The following is a 20,948-nucleotide window of genomic DNA, read 5'->3' as shown; positions in this document are numbered from 1 at the left end:
GTTTTAAAAGGCCGCTTTTACGCGCATCCTGCACGATAGCCCCAATGCCCGTCGTGCGTTATGCACGATCCCGCTGCCACGCAAACCCCGCAGCCTCGCTCCGCGAGTCAGATGCTACGAGGGTAAATTCCCACGATCGATCAAGACCTGATATTCAGCCTATTCAGCTTTAAAATCAGTCAGTTACTCCGGGCAACAGACTGCCTTCAGTGCTAGCCTCGGAATGAATCCTGAAAAATCATGCAACTTGCCCGATTATTCCGACACTAACCAAGATCACTCATAAAGGAACGCAGGACATGGAATCAGCCAAAGAGCACCAGGGCCGCATTCTGCTGGTCGATGATGAATCTGCCATCCTGCGCACATTCCGCTATTGCCTCGAAGACGAGGGTTACACCGTTGCCACCGCCAACAGCGCGGCACAGGCAGACTCGCTCCTGCAACGTCAGGTGTTCGATCTGTGTTTCCTCGATTTGCGCCTGGGCGAAGACAACGGCCTGGATGTGTTGGCCCAGATGCGCATTCAAGCTCCATGGATGCGCGTGGTGATTGTCACCGCCCACTCGGCGGTCGACACCGCAGTGGATGCGATTCAGGCCGGTGCCGCGGACTATCTGGTCAAACCGTGCAGCCCTGACCAGTTGCGTCTGGCGACGGCCAAACAGTTGGAAGTGCGCCAGTTGTCCGCCCGTCTTGAAGCCCTGGAAGGTGAAGTGCGCAAGCCAAAGGACGGCCTGGACTCCCACAGCCCAGCCATGATGGCGGTACTGGAAACGGCACGTCAGGTCGCTGGCACTGATGCCAACATCTTGATTCTCGGTGAATCCGGCACTGGTAAGGGCGAGTTGGCACGGGCGATTCATGGCTGGAGCAAACGGGCCAAAAAATCGTGCGTGACTATTAACTGTCCGTCCCTGACGGCCGAGTTGATGGAAAGCGAGCTGTTCGGCCATACCCGCGGAGCGTTCACCGGTGCCAGTGAAAGCACACTGGGCCGGGTTAACCAGGCTGACGGCGGTACATTGTTCCTGGATGAGATCGGTGACTTCCCACTGACACTCCAGCCAAAACTACTGCGCTTTATTCAAGACAAGGAATACGAACGCGTGGGCGACCCCGTGACCCGCCGCGCCGATGTAAGGATTCTGGCCGCCACCAACCTCAACCTTGAAGACATGGTGCGTGATGGTCGCTTTCGTGAAGACCTGCTCTATCGCCTGAACGTAATCACCTTGCATCTGCCGCCGTTACGCGAGCGCAGTGAAGATATCCTGACCCTGGCCGATCGCTTTCTGGCCCGCTTCGTCAAGGAATACGCCCGACCTGCCCGGGGCTTCAGCCAGGAAGCCCGCCTGGCGCTGTCCAACTACCGCTGGCCGGGTAATATTCGAGAGTTGCGCAACGTGGTTGAGCGCGCCAGTATCATTTGTCCCCAGGAAGTGGTCGAAGTCAGCCACTTGGGCATGGCCGAACAGACCACACCCAATGCCCCGCGCATTGGTGCGGCATTAAGCCTGGACCAACTGGAAAAAGCCCATATCGGCGCCGTTCTGGCTACCAGCGAAACACTGGATCAGGCGGCAAAAACCTTGGGTATTGATGCCTCGACGCTGTATCGCAAACGTAAGCAGTACAACCTGTGAGCATCCGATGAGACTTGCGATCAAGCTGCGTACCCGTCTGTTCCTTAGCATCTCTGCACTGATCACAGTGGCGTTGCTCGGGCTTTTGCTTGGCGTTGTCAGCGTGATGCAGATGGCCAAGAGCCAGGAGGCTCTGATACGCAACAACTTCATCACTCTGGATCTGGGGCTCAAGCTGCGGCAGTCCCTGGGTGATCAATTGATCCTGATGCTGCGCAACAATCCAGACCCGCAGGCGCTGCAAGCCTCTAGCCAGGAGTATCTGGCCCTGCTCGACGAGGGCATCGAGCATGAGCGCAAAAACGATCTGCACAGCGGCTTTGCTCAGGCACGCAAAGATTACGGCAGTTTTTTGGAAGCGTTCCATCAAGCCAATAGCGCGTCACTCAATCTGAGCACTGACAACGAACTTTCAAATCGCTTCAATCAGTTGCGCAATGGCCTGATCACCGAACACCGCCGAGCACTGGATACCATTTATGCCGCACAGGCCGCCGCCCGTGATCGCGCCATAATCATCGCTTCCCTGCTGGGCCTGGTCGGCCTTGCGGTGCTCATCATCGGCTTTGTTACCGCCCACGGCATTGCCAGGCGTTTTGGTGCCCCCATCGAGGCGCTGGCCAAAGCCGCCGACAATATTGGCAAAGGTAACTTTGAGGTGGTACTGCCGCTCTCTTCGGCCACTGAAATGAACCTGCTGACACGGCGCTTCGGCACGATGGCCGAAGCCTTGCGCCAACATCAGGCAACCAATATCGACGAGCTGCTGGCGGGCCAGCAACGGCTGCAGGCAGTGCTCGACAGTATTGATGACGGGTTGTTGATGATTGATCAGCAGGGTCGACTCGAGCATTTGAATCCGGTGGCACAGCGGCAACTGGGCTGGGACGAAAGCCGCCTGGGCCAGCCACTGGGCGAAGCGTTGCAACGCCCCGAACTCGACCAGCAACTGCAAACGGTGCTGCGAGGTGGCAGCCTTGAACGGTTACCGGAAGATTTGAGTGTCGACATCGAGGGCGAGAACCGTCTGCTGACCTATAGCCTGACCCCGGTCAGCCAACCCAAAGGTCCGATTCTTGGCGCGGTCATGGTGCTCCATGATGTCACCGAGCAACGCGCTTTTGAGCGTGTACGCAGCGAGTTCGTACTGCGGGCGTCCCATGAGCTGCGTACCCCCGTCACCGGCATGCACATGGCGTTCGGGTTGTTTCTGGAGCGCGCGCGCTTTGATCCGCAATCGCGCGAAACCGATTTGCTCAACACCGTAAACGAAGAAATGCAGCGCCTGATGCAGCTGATCAATGACCTGCTGAACTTCTCTCGTTATCAAAACGGCATGCAAAAGCTGACGCTGACCCCCTGTGACCTCGGCCAGATGCTCGAAGACGCACGCGCACGCTTCGCAGAACCCGCCACCGCGAGGAATATCGAGCTATTGGTCGAACTGCAACAGCCTCTGCCTGTGCTCAGTGCCGATCAAGTCCAGCTTGAACGTGTGCTGGATAATCTGCTGGACAACGCCTTGCGCCATACCCCCAGTGGTGGCCAGATCAGACTTCAGGCCCGGCGCCATGGTGAGCGGGTGATCATCAGTATCGAAGACAATGGCGAAGGTATTGCCTATAGCCAGCAAGGCCGTATTTTTGAACCCTTTGTGCAGGTGGGTCGCAAAAAGGGCGGGGCCGGGCTTGGTTTGGCGCTGTGCAAAGAGATTGTGCAACTGCATGGCGGGCGCATCGGTGTGTACTCGCGGCCCGGCCAAGGCACGCAGTTTTACATGGCGCTACCGCTACTGTAGCCCTCACGGGTTATCAGTGCTTTTGCGTATTCAACACTTTCAAGATTGCCGCACTCTCAGCATCCGGCGTGCCATCAAATAATGCAGGCCTGAAGTGCATCTGAAACGCGGACAACACGTGGCGAGTCGCAACATCCAGCTCCCCGGTTTGCGGCGTTTCGTAGCCCAATAGCGCCAGTTGCTGCTGAAACCAGGTAATGCTCGGCACATTGCTGGCATACAGGGCTTGCTCACGGGCGACGGCTTGAGCATTTGGCCAGATACCAAAGCCTGCCTCGGCCAGTCGCTTCCAGGGGAAAAGCGGCCCGGGGTCCAGCTTGCGCAATGGGGCTATGTCGCTGTGGCCAATGATGTTGCGAGGGTCGATCTTGTAGCGTGTCGAAATGTCTTTGAGCAGTGCAATAAGCGACTGGACCTGACCTTCGGTGTAGGGATACCAGACCCGCCCTTGCGGGGTGTCACGAAAACCCTTGTTGACGATTTCAATGCCGATGGAGCTGGAGTTTAACCATGTCCGGCCTTTCCATTGGCTTTCACCGGCATGCCAGGCGCGCTGGTTTTCGTCCACCAGCTTGTAGATCGTTGGCGGGGTATCACCTATCAGGTAATGGCTGCTGACAGGACCATGGGTCAACAGCTCCAGAGAGCGCTCCAGAGAGGTCGAGGTGTAATGAAGCACCACAAACTGCACGCGGCTGTCGTAGTTGACCGACGGATGGCGGGTGTCCATGGGAGGGCCACTGGCACACCCGGCCAGCAAAACGATGGACAAGATCAACGTTAAAAATTTCATGGGCAAAGACAACACAGCTGAAAATTAATGATCAAGCATACCTCACTGCCCGTGTCGCGCAGCTGTACCAGGGCAGCGAGTTGAAACGAGCCCCCTGCTCGCGCACGAGCAGGAGGAAAGCGGCTATTTACCGCACACCAGATAAAAGCTTGTCGATGAGTCGCCCGACGGCCCATCGAGCCCCAGTATCAGGCCGATCACATTGACCTCTTCACGGGTCGGTTTACCCGACAACTTTGCCATGCCATAAAGCGTGTGCTCATAACTTGATTTATCATCGGCCGACACCACACAAAACTTTGGCACTTTTTGGAAGCTGCCGGGCCTCAACTTTACTTTATAACTGGCTGCATAATCGGGCTGACTGGAATATTCAATACGGTCAATCCAATAAGGCGACTGCGTTGCCAGGGTTCCATCTTTGTTGATATACGCTGAATACAGAGAAGTTTTATCCGCCGCATTAACCGCAATAGCGCCCACCAGTAAAACAAGAGCGGACAACAAGGGAATTAACGTTTTCATATATTACCTTTTGAGTCGCGCAGGGCACCACACAGCCTGAACACGCAGGCATGGCGCTCTCAATAAACATCCGACCTATAAACAGATGACAGTGCTGCGGCCACCCTTAGAGCAACCTGAAACAGCCTGTTATTTCATATAAGTCGCTCACCCTTCGCACGTCAAGAATCAACAAACATCATTAAGCAATACTGTTTAAAAACCGATAAGTACTACTGGGCAGCTGGAAAGCTATTACGACTCCCAGCACGCTTTGCTTAGATACTTTCAATCGACAGTGTTTATTTAAAGAATGAAGTCAGTAGTTGATGGACACGGATCAACGCCATTACGCCCATTAGCCTTGACCCGATACAGCGCCTCATCTGCCCGCTTGATCACGTGCTCGCTGCGATCACCCGCCTTGAACGCCGACACACCGATGGAGGCCGTCAGAGTCACAGGCTCGCCCTTGAAATGGAACGGACACGCCTCGATGGCCGCCCGAAGCCTTTCGGCCCGCTGCAGGCCGTCAGCCAGTGTTGTACCGGGCATCAGCAGCACGAACTCTTCGCCACCAAAACGGGCAACAAAATCGCTGGGAAGCAGGTGTTTGCGCAACTGTGCGGCGATGATCTTGAGCACCTTGTCGCCAGCCAGGTGGCCATAGCCATCATTGATACGCTTGAAGTGATCGAGGTCGAGCATGGCAATCAGCAACGGGTTGCCATGAACTTGCCACTGCTCCACTTCAAATTGCAGGCGCTCACCCCATGCCGCCCTGTTAGGCAGGCCGGTCAGAGGGTCTATCAATGCTTTCTGGCGCTGCTCCTCAAGGTGTTCGCGGTAGTCCTGGGCCTGCTGCTCCATGTGGGTTATGCGCTCGGCCAACCCTTGCAGGTGGGCTGAAAGCTCCTGTTCACGGGCATTTCGCTGTTGCTGGTACTGATCCATCGTGCCCAGCAACCCTTCCAGGCGGTTTTCCAGAAGGTGCTTGAGGCTGTTCAGGTCAACGGCGTCTTGCACGCTGTTTTGCAAACCATCAACGTGCTCAAGCAACCGGGAGTGCAGGTCGTCCGCGGCAGACCGTCCTTCGGCATGGCCTTCACTGGCCGCCTGAAGGTTGTTCTGGAACGACTCAAGGCGCCCGTTGAGTTGCTTGAGATACGCTTCAAACTCATGCTGGCCGCTATCGGTAATGGCTAGCATCAAGACTGCAAGATCATCGAGAATCGGCAGTAATTCGTACCAGTTCAGTCCCTTTTCGAGACGCTTGCGCATGGCTTCGGCCTGCGGCCGGTGATGTTCGGGCAGGGATAGATCATTGAGCAGACCGAGCAGTGTGGATTCGATATGCACCGCCACCGAACTGTAAGACGGCTCGGGGCTTTCGGGCAGGGCATAGACGGCGTCAATCTCACCCTCAACCGACTCGGGACTGCCCGCCATTTCAAGGGTGGAAGGCTCAGGCGGCACGTGGAGGACATTATTTTCAGCGTCGACCTGCGCGACAACGGACTCAAGCGCACCGCCCGGCTCCGGCTCTTCAGGCTCACCAACAACCTGCGGCTCGGGTGCATGGGACGAAAAGAGCTCGGCGTCGGCCAAAGACTCCGTCTTGGGCTGCGGGGCGTTGATGTGTGGAGAGGCCACTTCAACTGCCAGCCGCGGCTTCACCTCTGGCGAAGAGGCTTCAAGTGGTTTGGCAACAACCGGGGGCGCCATGATACGTGCCGGCTGCACCTCGGGAACTGCCGGCGCAGGTTCAGGGGGCTCGCCCTGGGTTTTATCGGCGTCGTGCCCCCCGAACAGCCGCTGCAACAAGCCCGGTCTGGGCGGTTCTGCGCCATTGTCTTGCTGCGCCAGAGCCTGTCCCTGCAAGCGGCTTAGCTCGTCAAGCAACAGCGGTATTTCACGGGCATGGGCCACCCGGTTGTCGAGCTGCTTGGCAAATGCCTTGAGCGGTTTGCTGACTTCACGGGGCAACGGCAAAGCTTGCAGTTGTGTGACCAGGGTGTTGAGCGCTACACCGACTTGCTCAACCCGGGTTTCGCGACGCTGTTCAGAGTCGAGGACAGCCTTTTCCAGACGAGGCAGCAAGGCGGCCAGGGCAGCGTCCATCTCATTGGTGCGCACCACTTCGCGCATTTCCTTCATGCACTGATCGACGGTGCGATCAGTGCCTTCTGCCGCCAGGGTGCTGCGTACCAGTCCACGGCGCAGCAAGTCGAGGCGTGCATTCCAGCGACGCTCCAGCTTGTCTTGCTGCTCAACACTTTTAAGGTATTTCTCTTTCCAGCGCGCAGCTTCGTCACTCATGCCAGGGGCCCACTGTCTGTGGGTCGCAAGGCAATCTGTGAATCAACACCCACCGAGCCTGGCAAACGGATATCAACCGCCACAGGCAAGTGGTCTGAAATAGGCTGGTCCAGCACCTGCACCCGCTCAAGGGTCAGGCTGGGACTGAGCAGAATATGATCAAGACAGCGTTGTGGACGCCAACTGGGGAAAGTGGCCTCCATTTGCGGTGCCAGCAACCCCAGGTCGCGCAGAGGCGATGTATGCAGCAGGTCGTTGGCATGGGTATTCATGTCGCCCATCAACACTTGATGCTGATACCCGCCAATCAGCTCACGAATGTAAGCCAGCTGTCGGGTGCGGGTTTTTGTCCCCAGCGCCAGGTGCATGACCACGACCACCAATGCATCTGGGCCATCACCGAAACGCACCAGAATGGCGCCACGACCCGCAGGGCCGGGCAAGGGATGATCCTCAATTGCACTAGGACGCAGACGACTCAGCATCCCGTTACTGTGCTGGGCCAGGCGACCCAGATTGCGATTGAGTTGTTGATACCAGTAGGGGAATTCGCCCTGTTGGGCCAGGTACTTGACCTGATTGACGTAGCCGGAGCGGTGGCTGCCACCGTCCGCCTCTTGCAGGGCAACCAGATCGAAATCGCCCAGCAAGTCGCCTATGCGCTCCAGATTACCGGCCCGCCCCTTGTGTGGCAGCACATGCTGCCAGCTGCGGGTCAGGTAGTGTCGGTAACCTTGAGTGCTGTTACCGACCTGGATATTGAAACTGAGCAATCGCAGACGCCGATCATCCGGCATCCCGCAGGTTGCCAGATGGTCCTCATTGATCTGCGGTTCGTGCAGACCAACGATTCGCTCGCTTTTCCAGCGACGCACGGGGGCGGGCGCCGCTTAGTTCTTGGCGCTCGCCGCGCGCTCTTTGGCGATCAACTGATCGGCAACACTCAATGCGCCCTCAGGACCGCCGGCAGTGCCCAGGTCAAAGCGATACTTGCCGTTAACGACCATGGTCGGTACACCGGAGATCTGATAGGCCTGGGCCTTTTTCTTGGCATCCTCAACCTTGCCCTTAACGGCGAACGAGTTATAGGTGCTCAGGAACTTGTCTTTATCGATGCCCTCGCCTGCCAGGAACTCAGCCATTTCTTCCGGGGTAGCCAGCTTTTTGCCGTCATGGATCGCCTGGAAAACAGCCTTGTGAACCTTGTTTTCTACACCCATGGCTTCCAGGGTGATGAACAGTTGACCGTGAACATTCCAGATCCCGCCAAACATGGCAGGGATACGTACAAAGTTCACATCAGCCGGCAACTTTTCAGCCCAAGGGTTGATGGTTGGCTCGAATGCAAAGCAATGCGGGCAGCCATACCAGAACAGTTCGACAACTTCGATCTTGCCAGGCACTGCAACCGGAACGGCGCTGCTCAGCTCTACATATTGTTTACCCGCCTCAAGCGGTTCGGCAGCTTGAGCGGTCATGCCAAAAAGGCTGGCACTGACGAGAGCGGCGCTGAGAATCAGATTACGCATGCTTTACTCCTGGGCAGATAAGGTCGTTTCAACGTGACCTGTATTCAGACAGGCCCGCGCTGACTTGAGTTCGATAGTGTAACGGTAGACGCCATGAAAAAGGGCAGCCGAAGCTGCCCTTTGAGGTTCACATTCAAGGATTAAACGATCGTTAAGATGACCAGTCGTTTCAAGGACTGTCTCCAGCGATCGTAACGGCCTTAGTGCAGACCCTGAATATAGCTGGCCAGCGCCTTGATGTCCTTGTTGCTCATCTTGGCCGCAATGCCGCGCATGATCATCGAGTCACCATCGTTGGTGCGATCGCCTTCACGGAAGTCTGTCAGTTGCTTCTCGATGTAACTTGCATGCTGACCGCCCAGATGCGGGAAGCCTGCAGCCGCGTTACCCTGGCCATCCGGGGAGTGGCAACCGGTGCATGCTGGCATGCCTTTCTCAAGGTTGCCGCCGCGGAACAGGGCTTCACCCTGGGCAACCAGTGCCGGGTCGGCAGCGCCAACCGAGTTTTTCTGGCTTGAGTAGTACGCCGCGATATCGGCAAGGTCCTGATCGTTCAGGTTTGTCAGCAGGCCGGTCATTTCCAGCACCTGACGCTTGCCGTCCTTGATTTCATGCAACTGCTTGAGCAGGTAACGATCACCTTGCCCGGCCAGTTTTGGGAAGTTTGGGGCCATGCTATTGCCGTCTGGACCGTGACAAGCGCCACACACAGCGGTTTTTGCCTGACCTGCAGCAGCATCGCCTACAACAGCGGTGCCTGCAGCCTGGGCAATACCGGTGACACCCAAGGTCAACAGCAGACTCACGAGTAATTTGTTCATCAGCTAATCCAACTACGGCTAAGGGTTAAAGAGTTATGGGCCGGGCTCACTCGCCTATCCACTGTAGGACAGATCGGTAATCCTCGACACTGCAGTCCATGCACAAACCACGCGGCGGCATCGCCTTGAAACCCTGGGTCACGTGTTGCACCAGCGCCTCCATACCTTGCTCAAACCTTGGCCTTACTGCTGGCCAGCATGGCAGACAATACAAACGCGGTTGTACACGGCTTCCGGATCCTGTGTAGCCTGAATGCTGTAACGTGGCCTCAAGACACCGGTAACTAGCAGCCATTTCGTCATAAAACGACCTTTTCAGGGTTGGGAGCTTGCTGCGTTCTAATGCGCAACCTGGTTTTTTCACTCCCGTGTTCTTCATCCTACGCTGGGACAAAGCGCACACAAAATCTGCGGCATTATATACTGGCGTCACTGAAACGGAAACGACACGCTCGCCGCGTCCATTCCTGACGCCGCTCACATCGGAAATCCCATGCAACTCAAGAACCCCATTCTAGGTCTGTGCCAACAGGCTACCTTCATGCTCAGCGCTGCCAAAGTCGATCAATGCCCCGATGACGAAGGCTACGAAGTCGCGTTTGCCGGCCGCTCAAACGCCGGCAAGTCCAGCGCACTCAACACTTTGACCCACGCCAGCCTGGCGCGTACGTCAAAAACGCCAGGGCGCACCCAGTTGCTGAACTTCTTCCAGCTGGACGAAGAACGTCGCCTGGTCGACCTGCCCGGCTACGGCTACGCCAAGGTACCGATCCCGCTGAAGCTGCACTGGCAGCGTCACCTTGAAGCTTATTTCGGCAGCCGCGAAAGCCTCAAGGGTGTGATTTTGATGATGGATATCCGTCATCCAATGACCGATTTCGACCTGTTGATGCTCGATTGGACCGTGTCGAGCGGCATGCCGATGCATATTTTGCTGACCAAAGCCGACAAACTGACGTACGGCGCTGCAAAAAATACGCTGCTCAAAATTCAGTCGGATATTCGCAAGCAGTGGGGCGACGCAGTCACTATCCAGCTATTCTCCACCCCTAAGCGCATGGGCCTGGAAGAGGCGTACACCGTCCTTGCACGCTGGATGGAACTGCCGAACAAAGGCGAAGAGCTGGTCGAGGCTGGCGAGTAAAAAAGCCGGACAAAAAAAACCCCGGACTTCGCATGGGGGGAAGGAGGTCCGGGGTTCAAGTACTGGACCGCTAGGGCGGGGTCCAGATATCTGCCAACACTTAACACAACATTAGGAGCATTGAAGGGCTTCACCACCCATTCAATAAATCTGAGTGGTGATTGGCAGATTTAGTTCCCGGAGGCTAAAAACGATTTGGAATAAGCCCGCTTGCAGACCAGGCGCCAAGCCGTAAAAACGTGCAGTCGCTGCCGAGGCACACAGGCTGCGAGCCCTTAAAGATCAACAAAGATCAAGGGCTCGCAGCCTGCGTGCCTCGGCAGCGACTACCCAGGCTCGGCAGTTTTAGTGCGCCTCATCCCAGTTATTGCCCACGCCCACCTCAACCACCAGTGGCACATCCAGCTTCGCCGCTTCGCTCATGTGCACACGTACTTCGTCGCGCACCTGATCCACCAGGTCTTCACGCACTTCAAGCACCAATTCATCGTGTACCTGCAGGATGACGCGGGCATCAAGGCCGGACGCACTCAACCAGTTGTCCACAGCCACCATCGCTTTTTTGATGATATCGGCTGCAGTGCCCTGCATAGGGGCGTTGATGGCCGTACGCTCGGCGCCTTTGCGCAGCGCAGGGTTTTTCGCGTTGATTTCCGGCAAGTACAGGCGACGGCCAAAAATGGTCTCGACATAGCCTTGCTCGGCGGCCTGAGTCCGCGTGCGCTCCATGTAATCCAGCACCCCCGGATACCGCGCGAAATAGCGGTCGATATAGGCCTGTGACTGTTTGCGATCGACACCGATCTGCTTGGCAAGGCCAAAGGCACTCATGCCATAGATCAGGCCAAAGTTGATTGCCTTGGCGCTGCGACGCTGATCAGTGGTGACATCACCCAGCTCGACCCCAAAAACTTCGGCCGCCGTAGCGCTGTGCACATCCAGATTGTTGCGGAAGGCATGCAGCAAACCTTCGTCCTTGGCCAGATGAGCCATGATCCGCAGTTCGATTTGCGAGTAGTCCGCCGCCAGCAGTTTGTAGCCTTTTGGAGCAACGAACGCCTGACGAATCCGACGACCTTCGGCGGTACGAATCGGAATGTTCTGCAAGTTTGGATCACTTGAAGACAAACGCCCGGTCGCCGTAACAGCCTGGTGGTAGGACGTATGAATGCGCCCCGTACGCGGATTGATCTGCTCAGGTAGCCGATCGGTGTAGGTGCTTTTCAGTTTGCTCATCGAGCGGTACTGCATCAGCACCTTGGGCAACGGGAAATCCTGCTCGGCCAGTTCAGCCAGCACGGCTTCGGCAGTCGAAGGCTGGCCTTTGGCTGTTTTGCTGATAATCGGTAAACCGAGTTTTTCGTACAGAATCACACCCAGTTGCTTAGGTGAACTCAGGTTGAATTCCTCACCGGCAATGGCAAAAGCCTCACGCTCAAGTGCAACCAGCTTGTCACCCAGCTCAACGCTTTGAATGCCCAGCAGGTTGGCATCTACCAGCGCGCCCTGGCGTTCAATACGCGCCAGCACCGGCACCAGCGGCATCTCGATGTCTGTCAGCACGCTGTTCAGGCCAGGGATCGCTGCCAGTTTTTCGTGCAGCACATGGTGCAGGCGCAAGGTCACGTCGGCATCTTCGGCAGCATACGGCCCTGCCTGCTCCAGGGAAATCTGGTCAAAGGTCAGCTGCTTGACGCCTTTGCCGGCTATGTCCTGAAAACTGGTGGTGGTGTGCCCCAGGTACTTGAGGGCCAGGCTATCCATGTCGTGACGGCTGCCTGTGGAGTCCAGCACATAGGACTCAAGCATGGTGTCGAAGGCAACGCCCTGCACCATGATCCCGCACGCCTGATCGCCACCGATGGCGCAGTTGGCCAGGATATTCATGTCGTACTTAGCGTGTTGCCCGACCTTGGCTTTACTCGGGTCTTCCAGCAACGGTTTGAGGGCACGCAGGACGGTGTCGCGATCCAGTTGCTCCGGCACACCCATATAGGAGTGGGTCAACGGAATATAGGCAGCTTCGCCCGGCTTGACTGCAAACGAGAGCCCCACCAGCTGTGCTTGCTGGGCGTCCAGACCGGTGGTTTCGGTGTCAAAGGCAATCAATTTCGCATCGTTGAGCTTCTTCAGCCATACGTCAAAACGGGCCTGATCGAGAATGGTCTCGTAGTGCTGTTCATCCGTTGAGGCGGGCAGCTCTTCCTGCACGATCACATGACCGGCGCGCTTGGCCTCGCGCTCAACATCGGCAATCCAGCTTTTGAATTCCAGCTCGGTGTACAGCTCAATCAGTTTTTCGCAGTCCGGCGCCTTGAGGTGCAAGTCTTCCAGGCCGATATCCAGCGGCACATCGACCTTGATGGTCGCCAGCTGATACGACAAAAATGCCATTTCCCGGTGTTCTTCGAGTTTGGCGGGCAGGTTTTTTGCGCCACGAATGGGCAGGGTCGGCACGATATCGAGCTTTTCGTACAGATCAGAAAGGCCACCGCCTACACCCACCAGCAAGCCAGACGCGGTCTTTGGACCAATCCCCGGAACGCCTGGAATGTTGTCGGACGAATCGCCCATCAGTGCGAGGTAATCGATGATTTGCTCGGGCGAGACGCCAAATTTCTCTTTGACGCCCTCGATGTCCATCACGCTGCCGGTCATGGTGTTGACCAGGGTGATGTGGCCATCAACCAGTTGGGCCATGTCCTTGTCACCGGTCGAGATAACCACTGGTCGGTCTGCTGCTGCGCTGCTGCGGGCCAGCGTGCCGATGACATCGTCCGCTTCAACGCCTTCAACGCACAGCAAAGGGAAGCCCAGCGCGATCACACTGGCGTGCAACGGCTCGATTTGCACCCGCATGTCATCGGGCATGCTCGGACGATTGGCCTTGTATTCGGCGTACATGTCATCGCGAAATGTCCCGCCCTTGGCATCGAAAACCACCGCGAACGGGCTGTCCGGATACTGCTTGCGCAGGCTTTTGAGCATGTTCAACACGCCCTTTACGGCGCCTGTCGGCAGACCCTTGGACGTAGTCAGCGGCGGAAGCGCGTGAAAGGCGCGGTACAAATATGAAGAACCGTCCACCAGGACGAGGGGAGCTTGGCTCATGAGCAGGATCAACCTTTTCGGCGAGTCCGGCGCTAGAATGTCCGGACCAATGACGACAAAGGGACAAGGTTATCATGCGTACACTCAATCGCCTGTTGCTGACCGGTTTGTTTGCATTCACTCCGCTGGTAACCTTTGCAGCCGATGAAGCAGTCACCGCCGATCCAGATGTAACCATTCGCACGGAAGGCGATAAAACCATTCAGGAATACCGTCAAAACGGTTTCCTGTACGCCATCAAGGTCACCCCAAAAGGGGGCAAACCGTACTTTCTGGTGCGGGCTGATGGTACTGATGCCAATTACATCCGTTCCGACCAGCCGGATATGCTGATTCCTTCGTGGAAAATCTTCGAATGGAAGTAGCGTCTTAACTTTAATTGGCGCCGCCTCGCACGGCGCCCGTACTGGCAATTTAAATCATGTCTGTATTCACCCCACTGACTCGCAGCGAGTTGGAAACCTTCCTTGCGCCTTACGAACTCGGCCGCCTGCTCGATTTCCAGGGAATTGCCGCGGGAAGCGAAAATACCAACTACTTCATCAGCCTGGAGAAGGGTGAATATGTCCTGACCCTGGTTGAGCGCGGCCCGGTCAAAGAAATGCCGTTCTTTATCGAGTTGCTGGATGTACTGCATGACGCCGACCTTCCGGTGCCTTTTGCCCTGCGCACCGTTGACGGCCTGGCCCTGCGCGAACTCAAGGGCAAACCGGCATTGCTGCAACCACGCCTGGCGGGCAAGCATATTCGTGAGGCCAACGCCCAGCATTGCGCCCAGGTCGGGGAATTGCTCGGTCACTTGCACACAGCCACGCGCAACAAGGTACTGGAGCGCAAGACAGACCGCGGCCTGGACTGGATGCTGGCTGAAGGACCCGCCCTGATGGCTGATTTGTCGCCTGACTCGGCAGATTTGCTGCAAAAGGCGCTACAGGAAATCACTGAGCGCAAGGCACAGATCCTGGCACTGCCCCGGGCCAACCTGCACGGCGACCTGTTTCGCGACAACGCGATGTTTGAAGGCACTCATCTGACGGGGCTGATCGACTTTTACAACGCCTGCTCAGGTCCAATGCTGTACGACGTGGCGATCGCCCTGAATGACTGGTGTGCTGACGAAGAAGGTCAGATCGACGCCCCGCGCGCGCGCGCCCTGCTCGGCGCCTATGCGGCACTGCGCCCGTTCACGGCTGCTGAAGCCGAGTTGTGGCCAACCATGTTGCGCGTTGCGTGCGTGAGATTCTGGCTGTCGCGCCTCATCGCCGCTCAGACCTTTGCCGGTCAGGACGTGCTGATTCACGATCCGGGCGAATTTGAAAAGCGCCTGGCATTGCGTCAGAAGGTGACCGTACAACTGCCGTTCGCGTTGTAACAAACACTGAAATCAATTGTGGGAGCGGGCTTGCTCGCGATTCAAACGGCGCGGTGTATCTGAACAGACGCGTCGATCCAATCGCGAGCAAGCCCGCTCCCACAGACGTTCTGGCAAGCTGCAACTTTTGTGAACGCCACACAATCTGTGGGAGTCGGCTTACAAGCTTTCCAGACACCCCGCCAGGTCATTGCCCAGCTTTTCCAGCAACTGCTCGTAACCCTGCGCCGTCGCGGGGGTATAGCCGCCCAATGCATCCAGCTCCGCCAACTTGACCGGCAAGCCGGCCGTCAGGGTGTCAGCCAGACGCGGACGCAGCGGCGGGTCGCTGAACACGCACGTCTTGCCCACTTCCTGCAAACGCTTGCGCATGGCCGCTACGTGTTGAGCGCCCGGCTGCACTTCCGAAGCCACGCTGAACGTACCCGTGTGCTTAAGACCGTAAGCGCTTTCGAAATAATCGTAGCCTTCATGGAAGACGAAGAACGGCTTGTCGGCAATTCCGGCCATGCGGGCTTTCAAGCGCGCATTCAATTCGTCCAGACGCTCATTGAAAGCCTTGAGGTTGCCCTGGTATCTGGCCGCATTGGCGGGGTCTTTTTCGCTCAAGTCTGCGGCCATTTTTGCAGCAATCACCCGTGCATTGTCCGGCGCCAGCCACAAATGCGCATCCAGTGTGCCAGGACGATGATCGTGATCATGTTCGGCGGCATCTTCTTCGTGGGAATGACTATCTTCGGCGAAATGACGCAGCTTCAAACCCGGCAGGGTTTGCACCGTCACTGATGGCAAGGTGCGGGTCTTGATCACTCGCGGCAAGAAACCTTCCATGTCCGGACCGATCCAGTACAAGAGATCCGCCGACTGCACACGCCGTACGTCGGATGGCCGCAACGCGTAGTTATGCGGCGAAGCATTGGGAGGCAAAAGTACCTCCGGGTGCCCTACGCCGTCCTGTACGGCAGCGGCAATCAGTTGCAAGGGCTTGATGCTGGTCAGCACGCTCACCTCGGCCTGAGCCGGGTTAATCACAAGCAAACTGGCACTTAGAGCTAGAAAAAGGGAAAAAAGACGGGGCACGATGAGCACTCATGGTGGCTGAAACAGGTAACATAATAACGTCTCTCTCAAAAATCGTCGCCGCCCATGCCTATAACACCGCTTGCCAGTCGTCCCCATGACCATTCTCATTGTGTCCACAGTGCGCTTACTGAGGCCGATGTTCTGTGTGCGCAAAAAGGCCTGCGCCTGACCGCTTTGCGACGTCGGGTGCTGGAACTGGTGTGGCAGAGCCACAAGCCGCTGGGTGCCTACGATATTCTGGCCGTGCTCAGCGAGCAGGACGGTCGCCGCGCCGCGCCGCCGACCGTTTATCGCGCCCTGGACTTCCTGCTCGACAATGGCCTGGTGCACCGCATCTCGTCGCTCAATGCCTTTGTCGGCTGTAGCCATCCCGAGCATCCGCATCAGGGCCAGTTCCTGATTTGCCGCACGTGCCACGCCGCGATCGAACTTGAACAAAAATCCATCAGTGACGCGATTATCAACAGCGCACGAGATGTCGGCTTTACTGTCGAAGGCCAGACCGTCGAAGTGGTCGGTTTGTGTTCGGGTTGCCGGGAGGCCTGATGAGCACTGCACTGATTCGCCTGCAACACGTCACCGTGACGTATTCCGGGCAAAACGTACTCGACAATATTGAGCTGAGCGTTGAGCCGGGCCAGATCGTGACCCTGATCGGCCCCAACGGCGCGGGTAAAACCACGTTGGTCAAGGCCGTACTCGGCCTGCTCAAGCCCACCAGCGGCAGTGTCTGGCGCAAGCCTAAACTGCGTGTTGGCTACATGCCCCAGAAGCTGCACGTTGACCCGACACTGCCACTGTCGGTGCTGCGCTTTTTGCGCCTGGTGCCCGGCGTAGATCGCGCCCAGGCCCTTGAGGCACTGAAGGAAGTCGGCGCCGAGAAGGTGATCGACAGCCCGGTGCAAAGCGTTTCAGGCGGTGAAATGCAACGTGTGCTGCTGGCCCGTGCCCTGCTGCGCAAACCCGAATTGCTGGTGCTCGACGAACCGGTTCAAGGCGTGGACGTGGCTGGCCAATCGGAGCTGTATGCCCTGATCACCCGCCTGCGCGACCGCCACGGTTGCGGCGTGCTGATGGTTTCCCACGATTTGCATCTGGTGATGAGCACAACCGATCAGGTGGTGTGCCTTAATCGCCACGTCTGCTGTTCAGGCCATCCTGAGCAGGTGAGCGGCGACCCGGCCTTTGTCGAGTTGTTTGGCAAAAACGCACAAAGCCTGGCGATTTATCACCACCATCACGACCACGCCCATGACTTGCATGGTTCGGTGGTCAACGAAAACACCACGGCGGCATCCGCCCACGTTCACGGAGAAGGCTGCAAGCATGGCTGATTTTCTGCTTTACGCCCTGCTGGCAGGTCTGGCTTTGGCAATAGTTGCAGGACCTCTGGGTTCGTTCGTGGTGTGGCGGCGCATGGCCTACTTCGGCGACACGTTGTCCCATGCGGCCCTGTTGGGTGTAGCGATGGGTTTCTTGCTGGACATCAGCCCCACCATTGCCGTAACCGTGGGCTGCCTGCTGCTGGCCGTGCTGCTGGTCACGCTTCAGCAACGCCAATCGTTGGCATCCGACACGTTGCTCGGAATTCTCGCCCCGAGTACCTTGTCCCTCGGGCTGGTCGTACTAAGCTTCATGCATGAAGTTCGGATTGATCTGATGGCGTATTTGTTTGGCGACCTACTGGCCATCAGCCCTACCGACCTGATGTGGATTCTGGGCGGCAGCGCTGCGGTACTGGCGCTTCTGGTTGCGCTGTGGCGGCCGTTGCTGGCGATTACTGTTCACGAAGAACTGGCCACGGTGGAAGGTTTGCCAGTGGCCGCGTTACGCTTGACCCTGATGCTTTTGATCGCCGTGGTGATCGCTGTGGCGATGAAGATCGTCGGCGTGCTGTTGATCACCTCCCTGCTGATCATTCCGGCAGCAGCGGCCCAACGCCATGCGCGCTCTCCGGAGCAAATGGCACTGGGCGCAAGTGCCCTGGGAATACTGGCCGTGTGTGGTGGCCTGGCCTTGTCATGGTTCAAGGACACGCCAGCGGGACCATCGATTGTGGTGTGTGCCGCTGCACTGTTTTTGCTGAGTTTTGTTCTGCCCCGTCGAGGGGTGTAGACTTGCTTGTTTTTTGCGCACTTAGAGAGCCGCAGGAATGAAGCTGTTCAACTTCCGTTACTTGCTCCTGGCCGCATTTTCCTTGCTGCTGGGCGCCTGCCAAAGCACGCCGTCGGCCGATACTACTGCCGTTGACGCTCGCGCTGCGGCCATCGCACAGCTGGAGCAAAACCTGGCCAGCAGCGAACTCGCGACCGCTGAAGACCAACTGAGCACCTTGCAGGCCCAGACGCCGGATGATCCGCAATGGGTGCAGTACCAGCGCCAACTGGCCGAAGCCTACCTGCAGCGCAGCCAGATCGTTCTTCAAAAAGGTGACGTCAACGCCGCAGCCACAGCCCTGAGCCGTGCCCGCGCCCTGATGCCCAAAGCACCTGCGCTGACGGGCGGCGTCAACAGCGCCATTGCCCAGGCACGCAAGGCCGAGCTGGATAAAGCCGAGGCAGCCCTCAAGGCAGCTGAAGCCCGTCCACCGGCCAAGGTGATTGATCCGGCGGCCCTGAGCACCACCGTAGCGCTGAACATCACCGATAGTGCGAAACTTCGCCATCAACTGGATTTGATCGCGCAAGATATCGTCAATTACCAGTGTGCCGTCAGCCTGCAGGTTCCGCGTACCGCGGACTACCCGTGGCTGGCCACACTGATCAGCAAGCGCGTTAAAAAGCTCGACCCCGGGTTTGACCTGAGCCTTGAGCGTCAGATCATTCGCCATGTGCCTGCGCAATTGGTACTGACACCGCGCAAGCCTTGATACAAAAAGTCGCCGCCTGTGCCAACCCAGAGTATTGCGCCCTAGCGCAACACTGGCACACGCGGCGATTGGCATTTTATGACCTTTGATTTCTTATTCCAAAATCAAAGGAATGCCCATTAATAAATGCTAAGTCAAGCATATGCGAGCACGATAAGATGCGTGCCCGGCTTACCGCTGAACTTCTATTTACGCGCCCACAAGGTTCGCTACGTGATTGAGTTTCATAACGTTCATAAAACTTACCGGGTTGCCGGTAAGGACATTCCCGCGCTGCACTCCACCAGTTTGCGTGTTGAGAGCGGCAAGGTGTTCGGCCTGATTGGCCACTCCGGTGCGGGTAAAAGTACATTGCTGCGCCTGATCAACCGCCTTGAAACCCCGAGCGGCGGCAAGATCATCGTCGACAACGAAGACGTGACCGCAATGGACGCCAACGGCCTGCGCCGCTTCCGTCAGCAAGTGGGCATGATCTTCCAGCACTTCAACCTGCTGGCCTCCAAGACTGTGGCCGACAACGTTGCAATGCCTCTGACACTTGCCGGTGAATTGTCCCGCAGTGCTATTGATCAGCGCGTCGCTGAATTGCTCGAACGCGTAGGTCTGTCTGATCACGCCAAAAAGTACCCGGCGCAACTGTCGGGCGGCCAGAAACAGCGTGTGGGCATTGCCCGTGCCCTGGCCACCAAACCCAAAGTATTGCTGTGCGACGAGGCCACCAGTGCCCTCGACCCGCAAACCACCGCCTCTGTGTTGCAACTGCTGGCCGAGATCAACCGCGAGCTGAAGCTGACTATCGTGCTGATCACCCATGAGATGGATGTCATCCGTCGTGTGTGTGACGAAGTGGCGGTGATGGATGCTGGCGTTATCGTTGAGCAAGGTCCGGTGGCCGAGGTGTTCCTGCACCCCAAGCACCCGACCACCAAGCGTTTTGTGCAAGAAGACGAGCAGATCGACGAGAGTGAGCAGCGCGACGATTTCGCTCATGTCCCTGGCCGCATCGTCCGCCTGACCTTCCAGGGCGAATCTACCTACGCGCCTCTGCTGGGCACCATCGCCCGCGAAACGGGTGTGGATTACAGCATCCTGGCCGGCCGCATTGACCGCATCAAAGACACCCCTTATGGGCAACTGACCCTCGCCATCACCGGTGGCGACATGGAAGCGGCGTTCGCCAGCTTCGTTGCTGCTGACGTTCATATGGAGGTGCTGCGCTAATGGAATCCTTCCTGGGCTTCTTCTCCAACATTGATTGGTACGAAATATGGCTAGCCACCGGCGACACCATGATCATGCTCGGCGGTTCGCTGCTGTTCACGGTATTGCTCGGCCTGCCACTGGGCATCCTGCTGTTCCTGTGCAGCCCGCGCCAGCTTCTTGAACAGAAAACCCTGTATGGCGCGCTGTCTTTTGTGGTGAACATCCTGCGCTCGCTGCCGTTCATCATTTTGCTGGTCGTCATGATCCCGCTCACCGTGGTGATCACAGGAACCTCACTGGGTGTTGCCGGCGCCATTCCACCATTGGTGGTGGGCGCCACACCGTTCTTTGCCCGCTTGATAGAAACAGCCTTTCGGGAAGTGGATCGCGGCATCATCGAAGCCACTCAGGCGATGGGCGCCAATACGCGTCAGATTATTACCAATGCCTTGTTGCCCGAAGCGCGCCCCGGCATTTTTGCCGCGATCACGGTGACGGCAATTACGCTGGTGGGCTACACCGCAATGGCGGGCGTGGTTGGCGCTGGCGGTCTGGGGGATTTGGCCATCCGGTTCGGTTATCAGCGCTTCCAGCCTGACGTGATGATCGTCACAGTGGTGCTGTTGCTGATTCTGGTGCAAATTCTGCAAACCGTTGGCGACAGGCTGGTGGTTCACTTTTCACGCAAGTAAACGCGACCCGCGTCAATAAACGTAACCGCCAGCCCACGGCTGGCAGATACCTGAACCCAGGTAT

The 20,948-nt window shown here is 57.4% G+C and carries 19 protein-coding genes and 1 pseudogene; 11 read left to right on the top strand and 9 right to left on the bottom strand.

Annotation, left to right across the window (positions count from 1 at the left end):
• Positions 1-299: 299 nt before the first annotated feature.
• The gene (gene algB / locus VSQ83_RS00435; RefSeq protein WP_133075109.1) at positions 300-1,646 is read left to right on the top strand and encodes a sigma-54-dependent response regulator transcription factor AlgB; all 1,347 of its coding nucleotides are present in this window, start codon (positions 300-302) and stop codon (positions 1,644-1,646) included.
• A gap of 7 nt (positions 1,647-1,653) precedes the next feature.
• Entirely contained in the window at positions 1,654-3,444 is a 1,791-nt protein-coding gene (locus VSQ83_RS00430) for a KinB sensor domain-containing domain (protein WP_219262036.1), read from the top strand.
• 13 nt (positions 3,445-3,457) lie between these two features.
• Here VSQ83_RS00430 and VSQ83_RS00425 read toward each other — a convergent pair whose 3' ends face one another.
• The 7 genes and pseudogenes from VSQ83_RS00425 to VSQ83_RS00395 all read right to left on the bottom strand — a co-directional run bounded on the left by VSQ83_RS00425 (position 3,458) and on the right by VSQ83_RS00395 (position 9,713).
• Positions 3,458-4,237 carry an N-acetylmuramoyl-L-alanine amidase gene (locus VSQ83_RS00425; RefSeq protein WP_133075107.1) on the bottom strand — a complete coding sequence of 260 codons (780 nt, stop codon included), beginning with the start codon at positions 4,235-4,237 and terminating at the stop codon, positions 3,458-3,460.
• Positions 4,238-4,360: 123 nt separating this feature from the next.
• A complete protein-coding gene (locus VSQ83_RS00420) occupies positions 4,361-4,762 on the bottom strand; it encodes a hypothetical protein (protein ID WP_326425013.1) in 402 nt (133 codons plus the stop codon).
• Positions 4,763-5,047: 285 nt separating this feature from the next.
• Positions 5,048-7,060 (bottom strand): GGDEF domain-containing protein, encoded by a 2,013-nt coding sequence (locus tag VSQ83_RS00415; RefSeq protein WP_326425011.1) that lies wholly within the window; start codon positions 7,058-7,060, stop codon positions 5,048-5,050.
• Positions 7,057-7,935, bottom strand: a complete 879-nt coding sequence (locus VSQ83_RS00410) for an endonuclease/exonuclease/phosphatase family protein (RefSeq protein ID WP_133075104.1) — start codon at positions 7,933-7,935, stop codon at positions 7,057-7,059. Before VSQ83_RS00410 ends, VSQ83_RS00415 begins: the two co-directional genes overlap by 4 nt.
• Before the next feature lie 15 nt (positions 7,936-7,950).
• Positions 7,951-8,589 (bottom strand): thiol:disulfide interchange protein DsbA/DsbL, encoded by a 639-nt coding sequence (locus tag VSQ83_RS00405; RefSeq protein WP_133075103.1) that lies wholly within the window; start codon positions 8,587-8,589, stop codon positions 7,951-7,953.
• 200 nt (positions 8,590-8,789) lie between these two features.
• On the bottom strand, positions 8,790-9,410 hold the full coding sequence (locus VSQ83_RS00400) for a c-type cytochrome (RefSeq protein ID WP_133075102.1): 621 nt from the start codon (positions 9,408-9,410) through the stop codon (positions 8,790-8,792).
• Positions 9,411-9,456: 46 nt separating this feature from the next.
• A pseudogene (locus VSQ83_RS00395) lies at positions 9,457-9,713 on the bottom strand (c-type cytochrome).
• A 190-nt stretch (positions 9,714-9,903) separates the two neighbouring features.
• On the opposite strand from VSQ83_RS00395, the gene yihA reads away from it, so the two are divergent.
• The gene (yihA, locus tag VSQ83_RS00390; protein ID WP_019828135.1) at positions 9,904-10,554 is read left to right on the top strand and encodes a ribosome biogenesis GTP-binding protein YihA/YsxC; all 651 of its coding nucleotides are present in this window, start codon (positions 9,904-9,906) and stop codon (positions 10,552-10,554) included.
• 345 nt (positions 10,555-10,899) lie between these two features.
• Here yihA and polA read toward each other — a convergent pair whose 3' ends face one another.
• Complete coding sequence (polA, locus tag VSQ83_RS00385; protein ID WP_326425009.1) at positions 10,900-13,665, bottom strand: DNA polymerase I; 2,766 nt, start codon at positions 13,663-13,665, stop codon at positions 10,900-10,902.
• A 74-nt stretch (positions 13,666-13,739) separates the two neighbouring features.
• On the opposite strand from polA, the gene VSQ83_RS00380 reads away from it, so the two are divergent.
• Together VSQ83_RS00380 and VSQ83_RS00375 are read left to right on the top strand one after the other, a co-directional pair.
• Positions 13,740-14,030, top strand: a complete 291-nt coding sequence (locus VSQ83_RS00380; RefSeq protein WP_019828138.1) for a DUF2782 domain-containing protein — start codon at positions 13,740-13,742, stop codon at positions 14,028-14,030.
• Between the two features lie 56 nt (positions 14,031-14,086).
• Positions 14,087-15,037 (top strand): homoserine kinase, encoded by a 951-nt coding sequence (locus VSQ83_RS00375; RefSeq protein ID WP_219262031.1) that lies wholly within the window; start codon positions 14,087-14,089, stop codon positions 15,035-15,037.
• 159 nt (positions 15,038-15,196) lie between these two features.
• Here VSQ83_RS00375 and VSQ83_RS00370 read toward each other — a convergent pair whose 3' ends face one another.
• Positions 15,197-16,117, bottom strand: a complete 921-nt coding sequence (locus VSQ83_RS00370; RefSeq protein WP_133075099.1) for a zinc ABC transporter substrate-binding protein — start codon at positions 16,115-16,117, stop codon at positions 15,197-15,199.
• 66 nt (positions 16,118-16,183) lie between these two features.
• Between VSQ83_RS00370 and VSQ83_RS00365 the strand changes: the two genes are divergently transcribed.
• From VSQ83_RS00365 to VSQ83_RS00340, 6 genes are all read left to right on the top strand, one after another.
• Positions 16,184-16,666, top strand: coding sequence for a Fur family transcriptional regulator (locus tag VSQ83_RS00365; protein ID WP_133075098.1), 483 nt, complete (start codon positions 16,184-16,186; stop codon positions 16,664-16,666).
• The gene (znuC, locus tag VSQ83_RS00360; protein ID WP_133075097.1) at positions 16,666-17,454 is read left to right on the top strand and encodes a zinc ABC transporter ATP-binding protein ZnuC; all 789 of its coding nucleotides are present in this window, start codon (positions 16,666-16,668) and stop codon (positions 17,452-17,454) included. The genes VSQ83_RS00365 and znuC overlap by 1 nt, the downstream gene beginning before the upstream one ends.
• Positions 17,447-18,235 carry a zinc ABC transporter permease subunit ZnuB gene (gene znuB, locus VSQ83_RS00355; protein ID WP_133075096.1) on the top strand — a complete coding sequence of 263 codons (789 nt, stop codon included), beginning with the start codon at positions 17,447-17,449 and terminating at the stop codon, positions 18,233-18,235. The genes znuC and znuB overlap by 8 nt, the downstream gene beginning before the upstream one ends.
• Positions 18,236-18,272: 37 nt before the next feature.
• Positions 18,273-18,989, top strand: a complete 717-nt coding sequence (locus tag VSQ83_RS00350; protein ID WP_133075095.1) for a PA5502 family lipoprotein — start codon at positions 18,273-18,275, stop codon at positions 18,987-18,989.
• Positions 18,990-19,202: 213 nt separating this feature from the next.
• On the top strand, positions 19,203-20,210 hold the full coding sequence (locus VSQ83_RS00345; RefSeq protein ID WP_133075341.1) for a methionine ABC transporter ATP-binding protein: 1,008 nt from the start codon (positions 19,203-19,205) through the stop codon (positions 20,208-20,210).
• Complete coding sequence (locus VSQ83_RS00340; protein WP_219262030.1) at positions 20,210-20,884, top strand: methionine ABC transporter permease; 675 nt, start codon at positions 20,210-20,212, stop codon at positions 20,882-20,884. Before VSQ83_RS00345 ends, VSQ83_RS00340 begins: the two co-directional genes overlap by 1 nt.
• The last annotated feature ends 64 nt before the right edge of the window (positions 20,885-20,948 follow it).

The organism is Pseudomonas sp. DSV-1 (assembly GCF_035830915.1).
In the GTDB taxonomy this organism is placed as follows: Bacteria; Pseudomonadota; Gammaproteobacteria; order Pseudomonadales; family Pseudomonadaceae; genus Aquipseudomonas.
The sequence above is the reverse complement of the archived record's forward strand: the minus strand, read 5'-3'. Positions and strand labels throughout refer to the sequence as shown.